Origin of the sequence: Achromobacter sp. GbtcB20 (assembly GCF_019091095.1) — a bacterium.
GTDB lineage: Bacteria > Pseudomonadota > Gammaproteobacteria > Burkholderiales > Burkholderiaceae_B > Achromobacter > Achromobacter mucicolens.
This window is the reverse complement of the sequence record NZ_JAGXJZ010000002.1, coordinates 172,639-187,248: the sequence shown is the minus strand read 5'-3', so window position 1 is coordinate 187,248 and position 14,610 is coordinate 172,639. Positions and strand designations below refer to the sequence as shown.

General features: G+C 64.5%; 11 protein-coding genes. 4 read left to right on the top strand and 7 right to left on the bottom strand.

Features of this window, described 5'->3' with window-relative positions:
- Positions 1-5 precede the first annotated feature (5 nt).
- The 3 genes from KVT32_RS03635 to KVT32_RS03625 are packed head-to-tail and all read left to right on the top strand — an operon-like array spanning position 6 to position 2,337.
- Entirely contained in the window at positions 6-722 is a 717-nt protein-coding gene (locus KVT32_RS03635) for a succinate dehydrogenase iron-sulfur subunit (RefSeq protein ID WP_056322095.1), read from the top strand.
- A 24-nt stretch (positions 723-746) separates the two neighbouring features.
- A complete protein-coding gene (locus tag KVT32_RS03630) occupies positions 747-1,007 on the top strand; it encodes a succinate dehydrogenase assembly factor 2 (RefSeq protein WP_056322097.1) in 261 nt (86 codons plus the stop codon).
- A 19-nt stretch (positions 1,008-1,026) separates the two neighbouring features.
- Entirely contained in the window at positions 1,027-2,337 is a 1,311-nt protein-coding gene (locus tag KVT32_RS03625) for a citrate synthase (protein ID WP_056322100.1), read from the top strand.
- 80 nt (positions 2,338-2,417) lie between these two features.
- Here the strand turns inward: KVT32_RS03625 and KVT32_RS03620 are convergent, their stop codons facing one another.
- From KVT32_RS03620 to KVT32_RS03605, 4 genes are all read right to left on the bottom strand, one after another.
- Positions 2,418-3,443: a fimbrial protein gene (locus KVT32_RS03620; RefSeq protein ID WP_175156269.1), complete on the bottom strand. Its 1,026-nt coding sequence runs from the start codon at positions 3,441-3,443 to the stop codon at positions 2,418-2,420.
- Positions 3,444-3,457: 14 nt separating this feature from the next.
- Positions 3,458-6,082: a fimbria/pilus outer membrane usher protein gene (locus KVT32_RS03615; RefSeq protein ID WP_254636751.1), complete on the bottom strand. Its 2,625-nt coding sequence runs from the start codon at positions 6,080-6,082 to the stop codon at positions 3,458-3,460.
- 85 nt (positions 6,083-6,167) lie between these two features.
- Positions 6,168-6,905 carry a fimbria/pilus periplasmic chaperone gene (locus KVT32_RS03610; RefSeq protein WP_152383732.1) on the bottom strand — a complete coding sequence of 246 codons (738 nt, stop codon included), beginning with the start codon at positions 6,903-6,905 and terminating at the stop codon, positions 6,168-6,170.
- A gap of 79 nt (positions 6,906-6,984) precedes the next feature.
- The gene (locus KVT32_RS03605; RefSeq protein WP_063952709.1) at positions 6,985-7,524 is read right to left on the bottom strand and encodes a fimbrial protein; all 540 of its coding nucleotides are present in this window, start codon (positions 7,522-7,524) and stop codon (positions 6,985-6,987) included.
- A 170-nt stretch (positions 7,525-7,694) separates the two neighbouring features.
- On the opposite strand from KVT32_RS03605, the gene KVT32_RS03600 reads away from it, so the two are divergent.
- Positions 7,695-8,807 carry a hypothetical protein gene (locus KVT32_RS03600; RefSeq protein ID WP_217617722.1) on the top strand — a complete coding sequence of 371 codons (1,113 nt, stop codon included), beginning with the start codon at positions 7,695-7,697 and terminating at the stop codon, positions 8,805-8,807.
- A 9-nt stretch (positions 8,808-8,816) separates the two neighbouring features.
- Here KVT32_RS03600 and KVT32_RS03595 read toward each other — a convergent pair whose 3' ends face one another.
- From KVT32_RS03595 to mdeB, 3 genes are all read right to left on the bottom strand, one after another.
- Entirely contained in the window at positions 8,817-9,269 is a 453-nt protein-coding gene (locus tag KVT32_RS03595) for a DUF2214 family protein (RefSeq protein WP_217617721.1), read from the bottom strand.
- A gap of 100 nt (positions 9,270-9,369) precedes the next feature.
- Entirely contained in the window at positions 9,370-11,670 is a 2,301-nt protein-coding gene (locus tag KVT32_RS03590) for an NADP-dependent malic enzyme (protein ID WP_217617720.1), read from the bottom strand.
- A gap of 213 nt (positions 11,671-11,883) precedes the next feature.
- On the bottom strand, positions 11,884-14,571 hold the full coding sequence (mdeB, locus tag KVT32_RS03585) for an alpha-ketoglutarate dehydrogenase (RefSeq protein ID WP_217617719.1): 2,688 nt from the start codon (positions 14,569-14,571) through the stop codon (positions 11,884-11,886).
- Positions 14,572-14,610: the final 39 nt, after the last annotated feature.

The following is a 14,610-nucleotide window of genomic DNA, read 5'->3' as shown; positions in this document are numbered from 1 at the left end:
CTACTATGAGCACCAAGAGAATCGTCAAGTTCGAAATCTACCGCTACGATCCGGACAAGGACGAGCGTCCCTACATGCAGAAGCTGGACGTCGAACTCCAGCCCACCGACAAGATGCTGCTTGATGCGCTGGTGCGCATCAAGAACGACGTCGATGACAGCCTGGCCCTGCGCCGCTCGTGCCGTGAAGGCGTGTGCGGTTCGGACGCCATGAACATCAACGGCAAGAACGGCCTGGCCTGCACCACGAACCTGCGCGAACTGAAGGAACCGATCGTCCTGCGTCCGCTGCCTGGCCTGCCGGTCATCCGCGACCTGATCGTGGACATGACGCACTTCTTCAACCAGTACCACTCGATCCGCCCGTACCTCATCAACGACACGCCGCCGCCCGAAAAAGAGCGCCTGCAGTCGCCCGAGGCGCGCGAGGAACTCGATGGCCTGTACGAGTGCATCCTGTGCGCGTGCTGTTCCACTTCCTGCCCGTCGTTCTGGTGGAATCCCGACAAGTTCGTCGGCCCGGCCGGCCTGCTGCAAGCCTACCGCTTCATCGCCGACAGCCGCGACGAAGCCACCGGCGAGCGCCTGGACAACCTGGAAGACCCGTACCGTCTGTTCCGTTGCCACACGATCATGAATTGCGTCGACGTCTGTCCCAAGGGACTGAACCCGACCAAGGCGATCGGCAAGATCAAGGAACTGATGGTCCGCCGCACGGTCTAGTTTTTGTGTATTTGAGGTGTACGAATGAGCAGGCTGACTGAACTGGAGCGGGCGCGACTGCGTTGGCGGGCGCGCCGCGGCCTGCTCGAAAACGACTTGATCATCACTCGGTATCTGGATGCCCACGAAGCTGAGCTTACCGATGATGACGTGGCCGCATTGACCCAGCTTTTCGAGATGGGAGACAACGATCTTCTCGATCTGCTGCTGGCCAGAAAGGAACTCGAAGGCGAATTGGACACCCCCAAGCTTCGGGCGATTATTGGCCAGATGCGCTCGCTCTGATTAATTGAGAGGAATAAACATGAACCTGTCTGACAAAAAAGCCACTCTATCCTTCTCGGATGGCAGCGCACCCATTGAGTTCCCTGTCTACAAGGGCACGGTCGGTCCGGATGTGATCGACATCCGCAAGCTGTACGGCCAGACGGGCATGTTCACGTTTGACCCCGGCTTCATGTCGACGGCCGCGTGCGAATCCGGCATCACGTACATCGACGGCGACAAGGGCGAACTGCTGTACCGCGGCTACCCGATCGAACAGCTGGCCGTGAACTGCGACTTCATGGACATCTGCTACCTGATCTTGAACGGCGAACTGCCGAACCAGGAACAAAAGGCCGATTTCGACTCGCAAGTGACCCATCACACGATGGTCAACGAGCAACTGCACTTCTTCCTGCGTGGCTTCCGCCGCGACGCCCACCCGATGGCCGTCCTGACGGGCCTGGTGGGTGCGCTGTCCGCGTTCTACCACGACTCGACCGACATCACGAACCCGCAGCATCGCCACATCTCGGCCATCCGCCTGATCGCCAAGATGCCGACGCTGGTTGCGATGGCGTACAAGTACTCGCAAGGCCAACCGTTCATCTACCCGCAAAACGATCTGTCCTACACGGGCAACTTCCTGCGCATGATGTTCGCTACGCCGTGCGAAGACTACAAGGTCAATGAAGTCGTCGAGCGCGCGCTGGACCGCATCTTCATCCTGCACGCCGACCACGAGCAAAACGCGTCGACCTCGACCGTCCGCCTGTGCGGCTCGTCGGGCACCAACCCGTTCGCGGCTATCTCGGCTGGCGTGGCTTGCCTGTGGGGTCCGGCTCACGGCGGCGCCAACGAAGCTTGCCTGCAGATGCTCGAAGAACTGCAAGCCAACGGCGGCATCGACAAGGTCGGCGAGTTCATGGAGAAGGTCAAGGACAAGAACTCGGGCGTGCGCCTGATGGGCTTTGGCCACCGCGTCTACAAGAACTACGACCCGCGCGCCAAGCTGATGCAGGAAACCTGCAAGGAAGTGCTGGCCGCCCTGGGTCTGGAAAACGACCCGCTGTTCAAGCTGGCCATGGAACTGGAACGCATCGCCCTGGAAGATCCGTACTTCGTGCAGCGCAAGCTGTACCCGAACGTGGACTTCTACTCGGGTATCGTCCAGCGCGCCATCGGCATCCCGACCTCGCTGTTCACGGCCATCTTCGCGCTGGCTCGCACGGTGGGCTGGATCGCCCAGTGGAACGAAATGCTGTCGGATCCCGATTACAAGATCGGCCGTCCGCGTCAGCTGTTCACCGGTTCGGTCACGCGCGACGTGCCCCCGATGGACAAGCGTTAATTCGCAATGCGCATCCGGAAGGCAACGCCTTCCGGCAAAACGCCAGTCAGCCTTGCGCCGACTGGCGTTTTTCTTTCCGGCTACAGGTAGTTCATCGTGAAGGTGACTGCCGTGTTTGCCGAGCCCGGCGTGACCTTGTCGCCGGTTTGACGATATCTCGCCCGCAAGGGGATCTTGAAGCTGCCGCCGGCTGCGCTGTTGTATGCAGCAAACGGCAGTCTCCTTCCCAGAACGGCCGGATTGCCATCGGCGTCCAGCAACTGGACGCCGACGCCCGTTGCCGATGAACTCGCGTCCAGACCGATGACTGCATTTGCGGCGTCCACAACGGGAGTGACGGCGTCGATCCGGTAGTGGATGGTGCTCATCCCCGCCGGGCAGCCATTCAACGAAATATCGAATGCAACAACCTGACTGGACGAATCCTTGCCCGTGAAATCCGAGGACTTGGGGGTTCCGAGGAATACGGAAACGTCGGGCGTGGTGCACGCCTGTGACGTCACCGCCATCGCCATCGTGACGAACTGGATTTCGAGGTTCGGATTCGTGACGATACCGCCACCCCCTTCATTCGATGACGACGCCGCGGCGGCAAGGGTGATCGGTGCGAGAACGCCGGTGGCCACCGGTCCGATTTTGACGAACATCGCGCGTAGCTGGCCGCCGTTGGTGACGGCGCCTGCCGTGTTGCATGCGCCGCCTCTCCAGATCGGCGTCAGGGCCTGGAATGCTGCCCACCCGCAGCCGTTGATGTAGCCTCTGCCACCCAGGATGATGCCTAGACCATCGACGCCGGTCGCGTAAACCGTGTAGGTGATTCCATCAACCACCTTGGTCCAACCCGAGCTGGGAATGAGTGTGCGCATACTCGTGCCGGTGCCGATGCCCGCGGGAACATTGCAATTGAACCAATTGGTGGTGGCGTCGGTTTCCAGCCAGCCGGTCAGCGCGGTGCCGTTGGTCGCATCCCGGGGAATCGTGATGTGGGGCGGTGTGTTCACGGCAACCGAGCTTGTCGTCTGGGTGCAGATCGAGGCGGCCCACGAAGACGTGGAACCGAGCAAGGCAAGCAGCAAAATCGCCGCATGCAGGATGGCTTTTTTCATCAGTGTTCTCATCATCAGTTGATGGCTATCCGGGTAAGCGCCGACCCCTCGCAGAGCAGTCCGCTTACCCGCGGCAGCGCTGCGTCCTTGGGAGGCTGCGCGGGAAGGGCGTAGCCGAACGTGCAGGCTTGCCCATCGTTCGCGCCCCATTGCACGGTCAGGATGCCCTGCGTGTCCTTCAGTCCGCGCGCAAGGACGCGGCCGCCTTGCGCCACGACGCCCACGCTGTTTCCGTCGGCGTCCCGCACGTCGGCGCCAAACGGAAGGGGTTCGCCGCCGGGCGTTGCCACGGTCAGCAGCGCGGCACTGCCGGCGTTTTCGGTTTCGAAGCTCAGCCGAACCACCGCGCCGGCGGTAGGGGCCACGTGTTGTTCGGTCGCCTTGAGCTCGACATTGAACGGCAGACCCTTGGGATCGATTTCGATGCCGTTTCTGGCGTAGGGTGTCAACGTCGATACGATCGCGCGGCCCTTGGCGTCCAGGCGCACGCCGCTGCTGTTGAGCACCCGCGCGCCGGCAGCATCTTTCGCTTCGACGATGGCGATCGTTTCGCCAGAGACCGGCGTCATCACGACACCGCCGCCATAGCCCACGACGCCGCCGGAAATGCCCGCGCCGTATTGTGTGTAGTTCGCGCTGGTGCTGGCGTTGGCGGTCACGGCGGTCACTGGCGTGAGGTACGAGGCGTTGGCTGCGATGTTGGTGTTGGCCGGGCTGTTTGACGACACGCCGCGGCCGGCGCTGACGCCATAGTTGAACGCGTTGTCCGCGCCGAGCGAGCCCGCCACGGATTGCTGGACGCTGCCAGATCCATCCGATCCCTTCTGCAGGCTGGTCGATGCGTAGACCGGATTCTGGTTGCGGCCCAGCGGAATGCCCAGGTTGAGCATGACCTGGTTGTCCCATTTCTGGGTGCCCACGTTGAGTTGGCGGGTGGCCGAAACGCTATAGTTCACGCGCTTGTAGCTGTTGCTGTAGGCCGCCTGGATCTGCGTGTCGCGGCCGGACTTGTCCCAGTAGTCCTGGGTCGAACCCGTGAAATGCAGGGATCCATAACCGGCCGGCAGGTTTTGATTGATCGTCGCCTGCAGACGGCCTCGTTGCGTTCCATACGGGCCAGCGCCTTGCCCCAGCTCTTGCCGGGATCTCAGTTCCATGGCGTCGGCCATGCTCAGGTAGCCGCGGCTGGAATAGCGGTAGGCCGCAAGCGTGAGGTTGGTGCGCGTGGGCTCCAGGAACTTGGAGTAGCCCAGTTTGACGCTCTGCCCATTGCGGTTTTTTTCCTTGGGCAGGCGCGTGGCCGCCTGCGTGACGTCCAGGCCAAACGCGCCAAAATCCGTGTTTAGCGCAGCGCCGCCCAACACGGCGCCGTAGCCCTGAGCCCCGGTCAGGCCGCCATAGGCGGTCACCAGGTTGTTGATCCCATGCTGAACGGTCGCTTGCGCCATCAGGGGCCGATCGGCCGTCTGCGGCGTGCGGTACTGGCCCGCGGTGACGCTGTAGCGGGTCACACCCGGGCGCAACGAATTCACCGTGCTGGAGAAAGGAACCCGTGACACCAGGACGCGGCCGTCGGCTTCGTTGACCACCATCTCCAGGTCGCCGCCGTAGCCGGTGGCATACAGGTCGTCAATGATGAACGGACCGGGGGCGACGGTGGTTTCGTAGATGATGTTGCCGTTCTGGCGCACCTGGACGCGCGCGTTCGTGTTGGCGATGCCGCGCAGGGTCGGCGCAAAGCCGCGCTGCGATTCGGGATACATGCGATCGTCGCTGGACATCTGCACGCCGCGGAACCCGACGCTGTCGAAAGTCGACCCGTCCGTGAAGGCATCGCCGATCACCAGCTGGCTCTTCATGCCGGTGATGTTGCGCCGCAGATTGGTCTGCACGCTTTGATACTGCAGGCCGCTCTTGCTGCCCTTTGTTGCGTTGCCGGTGTGGCGCAAGCGCCAGGGGCCCGCGTTCGCGCCGGCGTTCAGACCCGCAAAGCTCTGCGTCGACGTCTTGCCATCGGCGCGGGAGGTGTAGAAGTTCGCGTTGTAATTCAAGAGCGCCGCCGGCACGCCTTCGTCCCAATGCTTGGGGTCCACGAACCCGCGGCCCTGCCGGATCAGCGAGGCCTGGGGCACCGTCACGTTCAGCCGCTGTTCGCCCGCGTCGAACTCCGCATGCGCTTCCTTCACCAGGTAGGTCACCGGGACACATTGGCCGGCGGTCAGCTGCCCGGCTCGCGCGGCGTCGATCTTGGCGAGGTCGATGCCCACCAGTTCGACCAGCGCCGGGTCGAAACAGGCTTGAAGCGGCGCGTTTGAGGTCGAAGGTTTGCCGATGCGCACGTCGGAACGCCCCAGCCAGCGGTCGTTCACCAGCACGTCGAGACGGTAGGAGCCCGGGATGGCGCTGTTCGAGCGCGAGAACTGGCTGACGTCCACCTCCGCGCCGCTCAGGAAGGCGTCGTTGAACTCCACGTCCGCTTCCAACGCGGCGAGCTCGGTGCTGCTGGCGGCCCAGGCAGTTGCGCTGAGCAGGCTTAGCGTGATCGCGGCGAGCGCGAAATGCGGCGTGGTGGCGAGACGTTCCATGATGGGCAGGTGCGTGGTGAGGCGCGGCGCTATCGGCTGGCTGATGCCTGCCAATGGCGCCGCCCCTGCAGGCGTCGGGTGGTGGTTTGGTAAGCGGACCGCCGGCCGGTCAGTGCGGGCCGGTCATGCTGATGCCGCGCTAGGCGGGGCTGAGGGCGCGTGTGCCTTTGACTGCGCCGCCGTGGTCATTCAGGAAGCGGTACGTGACTTCGGCGTCTGCGCCCTGGACCACGTCGCCCACAAGGGGAAGGACCTTTTTTTCGCCCGGGGCCAGCATGTCCCCGTCGGTGAACTTGGCGCGCTTGCCGTTGCTTGCCACATTGATTTCGATGAAGGTGATGTGATACGGCGTGGGGTTTGTGGCTTCGATTGCGGTGCGGTTGCCGGACTTGACCAGGCGCCAGCTGACCTGCGCGGGTGCGTCTTCGGCTTTGCCCTTGAGGTCCTTGGGCCGGTAGAACAGCTTGATTCGCGACCGGAACGCCATCTGCAAGAGGTTCTGATTGGCCTTGTCCTTGGGCGGGATTTCCAACACGTTGAGCCAGAACACGGACTCCTTGTCCTGAGGCATCGGTTCGCCCGTGTGCATCAGGCGCAGGGTCTGGCCCTTGCCCTGGTCGATGCGGGACACGGGCGGGGTCACGATAAAGGGCACCTGGATGGACCCCGGCGCCGCCTTGGCGTCGCCCGTGTCGATCCAGGTCTGGGTGAGCGCGGGCTGGTCGCCCTCGTTCTTGAGCTTGACGTTGACTTCCGCCTGGCCGGCCTCATAGACGATTCGGGTGCTGCCAATGACGACGGATGCGGTCGCCGGCGCGGCGGCGAAGATACAGCCTGCCAATGCACCGGCTGCAAGAGCTACGTTGAATGGGTTCATCGGTTTCCTCGGACTGTAAATGGGGGCTTGACTACTGATCCGGGCGGCTGCAAACGAGCGCAAGGCCAAGCCGGGCGGCTTATTGATAAATGATGGTGTATTTGGCAGTGGCGTTCACGTTGCCCGCGCCTGCCTGGCCGAGCGCGAAATACTGAGCCTGGTAATGAAGCGTGGCCTCGCCGTTGGCCAGGGAGACGGCCTTGGAGTTCTGGGCCTCGTCGGCGACGGTGACGCTGATGGGCGTCGCGTCGCCATTCAGGAGGCGGATCTCGACGTTGGCGGCCCCCCCTGCGGCGATCGTCAGGTTGCCGGTGGCGGCATTGCCGTTGGCGCCGGGTTCGAACAGGGTGTGGACCATGCCCGTACCCGGGGTGCATGCGGTCAGGCGGATGGTGAAGGGTGTGGTGCCGGCCGTTTGGCCCGCGGCCGTCAGTGAATCGACGCCGACCGTGGGCATGAGCACGTTGAAGTTCTTGCTGCCGGTGCCGTTGCCATCGATGGTGCACGTGTTGGCGGATATGGCGCCCGTGAAATTGATCGTGCCGTCCGAGGCAAAGGCCAGCTGCGACGTGGAAGCGAGGGCGCCGATGGCCAGCGCGATGATTACTTTGGATTTCATAAGTTGATGTCTATCAAATTGGCTGAAATGCAATGCGCCGACGGTGCTTTTCAGAGGTTTATGGCGTACTTCTCGGCGACATGTGTGATTACAGTCGGTCCGAGAAGTGGTGTCTTTAATAAAATTCTGATAATTAGCTAGTGAGTAATTTTGCGGATAGCATCACCGCCATGATTCCGATAGCACTTCCCAGCGCCAGTTTTTTCATTCTGCTCACGGCCGGCTTCTTCGCCGGCCTGTTGTTGTTGGGCTGGGGCATCGCCCTGGCCATCAGCGGCCGCGCCCGGCGCACCGTCCGCAAGTACTGGAAGACGTCCCTCGTGCTTTGCCTGGCGCTGGCCGCGCCGTTCAGCTTCTATGCGTGGTTCCACGCGGTGATGTGGCAGGTGGGCCGGGACATCGATCGCAAGCAGGCGGCGCTGCGCGTCACATTGCAGGAGTCGGCAACGGTCGGGGACGTGGTTATGCCCGCCGGCACGCGCCTGACGCTGCAGGACGAGGGCAAGCTCGACACCTACGTCGAAGCCAGTTTTCCGCAAGCGGTGCCCATGCTGGGCGTTCAGGCAACGTCGGCCCGGCGCTACCTGGATACCGAGTACGAAGCGCAAACCTATGCCACGCTTGGCCGGCACCCGCGCACGGTCATCCTGCGGGGCGCGGGCGTGCAGACCGTGCAAGGTTGGGCGTGCGACGGCGCGCACGACATCGAGTTCGCCGTCAAACCGGACGGCGCCATGAAGGCGTTCGAACAATGCGTGCTGGCGCCGGGCAACGAGGCCGCGGGCCTGGCCATCGCGGCAGGCACGGCGTTGCGCGGATCGAGCGGCACGGTCTACACGGATGGTTCGCGGGACGCCGACCGCTGGCGGCTTGAGGTGGAGAGCGAGGCGGCCGTGCCGCTGTTCGGGCTGTTTCTCAGCCGGCCCACGCTCTATCTGGATGCGTCGCGCAACGTATTGCGCGTCACGGACGCGGAGCTGGCGTGCCGCACGCAGTTCGGCGGCCTGACGTACCCCGCTGGCACACAGTTCAAGACCGCGCGGCGGGGCGCGGAGGAGGATCGTGAACCGTACCCGGGCGTCCTCGTCTTCAGTCCTTGGAACGGGCAGGCCGCGGTTCGGCCCGGCCACGAGGACGTGCCCGAAGGCATGTCCGTGATGCATGCGCCGCAAGGCGAGTTCATCAAGATCGTCAGCAACGAAGCGGCGGGTGTGTTCCGCTTTGACACGTTCGTCGTCGATGGCAAGGAGCCGGCGCGCCCGGCGCGCGCCCGCTGCCCATAGCCGCAGGCATCAGTAGCCGATGCCGCGCGCCATCAGCACCGCGAAGAGCGGCAGGAAGATGAACAGGTGCGAAGCGATCATCACCCAGCGGCGCGCGCGCTTGATCTCGGGCAGGGCCGGGACGAACTCTGGTTCCTGGCGCCGTTGTTTTGCCCAGCGCAGGAAGGTCAGCGTGGGCGGAATGGAACAGAGCGCGATGACGACAAAGAGCGAAATCTTGGCGTGGAACCAGGGATTGCCCATGTAGAACGCGGCGCCCTTGGCGCCGGCGGTCAGCCGCAGCACCCCGGTGACGAGGACGAGGACTGCGCTCGCGCCATAGAGGCGGTCGTAGATGATGAGGCGCTTGACGCCGGCGGGCGTCAGGTCGGGCCGCAGCAATACGGCTTCGGCGGTGAGCACCACCACCAGAACGAAGATCGCCAGGTAGTGGAACCAGGCATACATTGCATCGGCCAGCATGTCGTCTCCAGGTAAAGGTCAAGCTAGGTTTTACCATCCAAAAAAGAAAACGGGCGCCCCGTTTGAGGGGCGCCCGTGAGCGTGCAGCCAGAGGGTGCGATCAGCGGCGGCGCTTCTTGGCTTCTTCCGCGGCTTCCTGCTGCGCATCCACCACGGCCAGGGCCGTCATGTTGACGATGCGGCGCACGGTGGCGCTGGTGGTCAGGATATGCACGGGACGCGCGGCGCCCAGCAGGATCGGACCCATCGCGACGCCATTGCTGCCGGTCATCTTCAGCATGTTGTACGTGATGTTGCCGGTGTCCAGATTGGGCATGACCAGAAGGTTGGCCGGGCCCTTCAGCGTGCTGTCCGGGTAGGCCAGGACGCGGATCTTTTCGGACAGGGCGGCGTCGGCGTGCATTTCGCCGTCGACTTCCAGGTCAGGGGCACGGTCTTGCACGATCTGGCGCGCGGCGGCCATCTTGCGCGACGATTCCGTGATGCGGCTGCCGAAGTTCGAGTGCGACAGCAGCGCGATCTTGGGCACCACGCCGAAACGCAGCATTTCGTCGGCGGCCTGGATCGTGATGCTGGCGACTTCCTCGGCCGTCGGGTTTTCGTTGACGTGGGTGTCGGTGACGAACAGCGTCTGGTCGGGCAGCATCAGCACGTTCAGGGCGGCGTAGGTCTGGCCTTCCTTCTTGCCGATGATTTCGTCGATGTACTTGAGCTGGTTGTCGTACTTGCTGGCCACGCCGCACAGCAGTGCGTCGGCATCGCCACGGCGCAGCAGCATCGCGCCGATCAGCGTGTTGTGCTTGCGGATCATCGCCTTGGCGATGGCCGGCGTCACGCCTTCACGGCCCTTCAACTGGTAGTACGCGTTCCAGGTTTCGTTGAAGCGGCTGTCGTCTTCGGGATCCACGATCTCGAAGTGCTGACCGGCGATGAGGCGCAGGCCGGCCTTCTGGATGCGCATTTCGATGACGGCGGGACGGCCGATCAGGATCGGGAACGCCAGCTTCTCGTCGGCAACCGTCTGCACGGCGCGCAGCACGCGCTCGTCTTCGCCGTCGGCGTAGATGACGCGCTTGGGCGCCTTCTTGGCCTGGGCGAACAGCGGGCGCATCAGTTGGCCCGAGTGGTACACGAAGCCCATCAGCTTCTGGCGGTAGGCCTCGATGTCCTCGATGGGACGGGCGGCAACGCCGGAGTCGGCGGCGGCCTGCGCGACGGCCGGCGCGATCTGGACGATCAGGCGCGGGTCGAACGGCTTGGGGATGATGTACTCGGGACCGAACGACAGTTCCTGGCCAGCGTAGGCGCGGGCCACTTCATCGTTCTGCTCGGCCTGGGCGAGGTCGGCGATGGCCTTGACGCACGCCAGCTTCATTTCCTCGGTGATGCGCGAAGCGCCGGCATCCATGGCGCCGCGGAAGATGAAGGGGAAGCACAGGACGTTGTTGACCTGGTTCGGGTAGTCCGAACGGCCCGTCGCGATGATGCAGTCGGGGCGCGCGGCCTTGGCGATTTCGGGGCGGATTTCGGGTTCCGGGTTGGCCAGGGCCAGGATCAGCGGACGGTCGGCCATGGTCTTGACCATGTCGGCGGTCAGCACGCCAGCGGTCGAGCAGCCCAGGAACACGTCGGCGCCATTGACCACGTCGGCCAGCGTGCGCGCGTCGGTCTTTTGCGCGTAGCGCTTCTTGTTGGCTTCCATGTTCTCGTCGCGGCCGTCCCAGATGACGCCGCGCGAGTCGACCACGAAGATGTTTTCGCGCTTGATGCCCAGGTGAACCAGCAGGTCCAGGCAGGCGATGGCCGCGGCGCCGGCGCCGGAGCAGGCCAGCTTGACCGAGCCGATGTCCTTGTTCACGACCTTCAGGCCATTCAGGATGGCGGCCGACGAGATGATGGCGGTGCCGTGCTGGTCGTCGTGGAAGACGGGGATCTTCATGCGCTCGCGCAGCTTCTTTTCGATGTAGAAGCACTCGGGCGCCTTGATGTCTTCAAGGTTGACGCCGCCCAGCGTGGGCTCGAGCGCGGCAATGATGTCCACCAGCTTGTCCGGATCGTTTTCAGCGAGTTCGATGTCGAATACGTCGATGCCGGCGAATTTCTTGAACAGGCAACCCTTGCCTTCCATCACGGGCTTGGCGGCCAGCGGACCGATGTTGCCCAGGCCCAGCACGGCGGTGCCGTTGGTGATCACGCCCACGAGGTTGCCGCGCGACGTGTACTTGGAGGCGGCGTCGTCGCCCTGGTCGAAAATGGCCATGCAAGCCGCAGCCACGCCGGGGGAGTAGGCCAGGGACAGGTCGTCCTGGTTGGCCAGGGTCTTGGTCGGGGTGACCGAGATTTTGCCGGGAGTGGGATAGGCGTGGTAGTCCAACGCCAGTTTGGTGAGAGTTTCGTCCATGGGATCGGGGCCTGAAAGGGCTAACGGAAAAAAACAGGGATGCAAAAAGCGGGCTCGCGGCCCGCCGTATTCATCGCGAAATGCTTAGGGAACACCCGTATTTCACCAGAAAGCGCGGGTGCTTGGTTGCTGCAGTGCAGCGAGCGTTCGCTTTTGATCAAGCAAACGCGTGCGCGGCGCCGCCCCGATGGACGAGGTGAAATGGATGAGACCCTAGATTTCCCACGGTGGCGCCTGGCGGCTGCCGGCGTTCAAGGCGCGGCGCAAGGTGCGCGCATCGTCCTGCCTGTCCAGGCTGTCCAGCGCATGCAGCACGATCCAGTCGGCGCCGACCTCGAAGAAATCGCGCAAGCGCGCCCGCGTGTCGCTGCGCCCGAAACCGTCCGTGCCCAACGTGCGGTAGGGCGCTTTTACGTAGGCGCGAATCTGTTCGGGCACGGCGCGCACGTAGTCGCTGGCCGCGATCACCGGGGCGTCGCTGTCGGCGAGGCAGGTGTGCACCCAGTCCTGGTCCTGTGGCGCTTCCAGGCCCAGCACGCGTGCGCGCTCGGCCTGGCGGCCGCTGCGGGCCAGCTCCGAAAAGCTGGTCACGCTCCAGACTTCCGCATCCACGCCGAATTCGTCCTGCAGGCGCGCGGCAGCCAGCTCGGCTTCGCGCAGCATGGGGCCGGCGCCCAGCAGGCGGACCTGCGCCTTGCCGCGCGCGGGCCGCAGCCGGTACAGGCCGCGCAGGATGCCTTCGCGCGTCGCGGGATCCCGGGGCATGTCGGGCTGCGCCAGGTTCTCGTTCGTGACGGTCAGGTAGAAGAATTCATCGCGTTGCTCGTCCAGCATGCGCCGCATGCCATGTTCGACGATGACGGCGACCTCAAAGGCGTAGGCCGGGTCATACGCGCGGCAATTGGGCACGGTGGCGGCCATGATGTGGCTGGAGCCGTCCTGGTGCTGCAGGCCTTCGCCGCCCAGTGTCGTGCGGCCCGACGTGGCGCCGATCAGAAAGCCCCGGGCGCGCTGGTCGGCGGCTGCCCAGATCAGGTCCCCGATGCGCTGGAATCCGAACATCGAGTAATAGATATAGAACGGCAGCATCGGCAGGCCGTTGACCGAGTAACTGGTGCCGGCCGCCGTCCAGGACGAGATGGCGCCGGCCTCGGTGATGCCTTCTTCCAGGATCTGGCCGTCGCGCGCCTCGCGGTAATACAGCACCGAGCCGATGTCCTCGGGTTCATAGAGCTGGCCTTGCGCGGAATAGATGCCGATCTGCCGGAACAGGTTGGCCATGCCGAAGGTGCGCGCCTCGTCCGCGACGATGGGCACGATGCGCGGGCCCACGGTGGCGTCCTTGAGCAGCGCGGTCAGCATGCGCACGATGGCCATCGTGGACGACATCTCCTTGCCGTCGGCCGCCAGCGCAAAGCGCGCCCATTGGTCGGCGTCCGGGGGCGCGAGCCGCGGGGCCTCGGCGTTGCGGCGCGGGATATAGCCGCCCAGCGCGGCGCGGCGCGCCTGCAGATGGCGCATTTCGGCGCTGTCGTCGGCGGGGCGGTAGAACTTGAGCGCCAGGCAGTCGGCGTCGGAAATCGGCAGCGCGAAGCGGTCGCGGAACGCGAGCAGCGCTTCGTCGTCCAGCTTCTTTTGCTGATGGGTGGTCATCTTGCCCTGGCCGGCCGTCCCCATGCCAAACCCCTTCTTGGTCTGCGCGAGGATGACGGTGGGCTGGCCGCGATGGTTCGCGGCGCGGTGGTAGGCGGCGTGGATCTTCACCATGTCATGGCCGCCCCGGTGCAGGCGGTCGATGGCGTCGTCGGACCAGTCGGCCACCAGCGCCGCCAGCTCAGGATTCTGGTTGAAGAAATGGGCGCGGTTGAACGCGCCATCGTTGGCCGCGAAGGTCTGGAACTGGCCGTCCACGGTGTTGGCGAAGGCGCGGGCGAGCGCGCCGCCGGTGTCCCGGCGCAGCAGCGCGTCCCAGTCGCTGCCCCAGACGAGCTTGATGACGTTCCAGCCCGCGCCGGCATACAGGGTTTCGAGTTCGTCGATGATGCGGCCGTTGCCGCGCACCGGGCCGTCCAGGCGCTGCAGGTTGCAGTTGACGACGAAGATCAGGTTGTCGAGCTTTTCGCGCGCGGCCAGCGTGAGCGCCGCAATGGATTCGGGCTCGTCCATTTCGCCGTCGCCAAAGATGCCCCACACCTTGCGATCGGCGCCGGGCACCAGCGAGCGATGTTCCAGATAGCGCATGAAGCGCGCCTGGTAGATGGCGTTGATGGGGCCGATGCCCATCGAGCCGGTGGGGAACTGCCAGAAATCCGGCATCAGCCACGGATGGGGGTACGAGGACAGGCCGCGCAAGCCGCGCGTGGTGGCGGTAATTTCCTGGCGGAAATGCGCCAGGTCGTCTTCGCCCAGAAAGCCTTCGAGGAAGGCGCGCGCGTAGACGCCGGGCGCCGAATGCGGCTGCATGTAGACGATGTCGCCCGGGTTGCCGTCCGTGCGGGCGCGAAAGAAATGGTTGAAGCCGACTTCGAACAGGTCGGCGGCCGACGCGTAGCTGGCGATGTGGCCGCCCAGCTCGCCATGCGCCTGATTGGCGCGCACCACCATCGCCAGCGCGTTCCAGCGGTTGATGCGGGCGATGCGCTCTTCGACGGCCAGGTTGCCGGGGAAGGGCGGTTCCTGGTCGGCGGGAATGGTATTCAGGTAGGCCGTGCGGGTCTGGCTGTTGGCGCGCAGCCCGAGCGAGGCGGCGTGGCCCAGGACGCTGTCCAGCACGTAGCCCGCGCGCTCGGCCCCGTCGGCCTGCAGCAGGGACTGCAACGCTTCGCGCCATTCGGCGGTTTCGGCGGGGTCGGCGTCGTCCTGGAGGGCCGATCCGGAAAGGGGCTGGCGAGGGTCGAGCATGGTGAGTCGTCTCCTGTTTTTACTGCTCATGCTAGACCC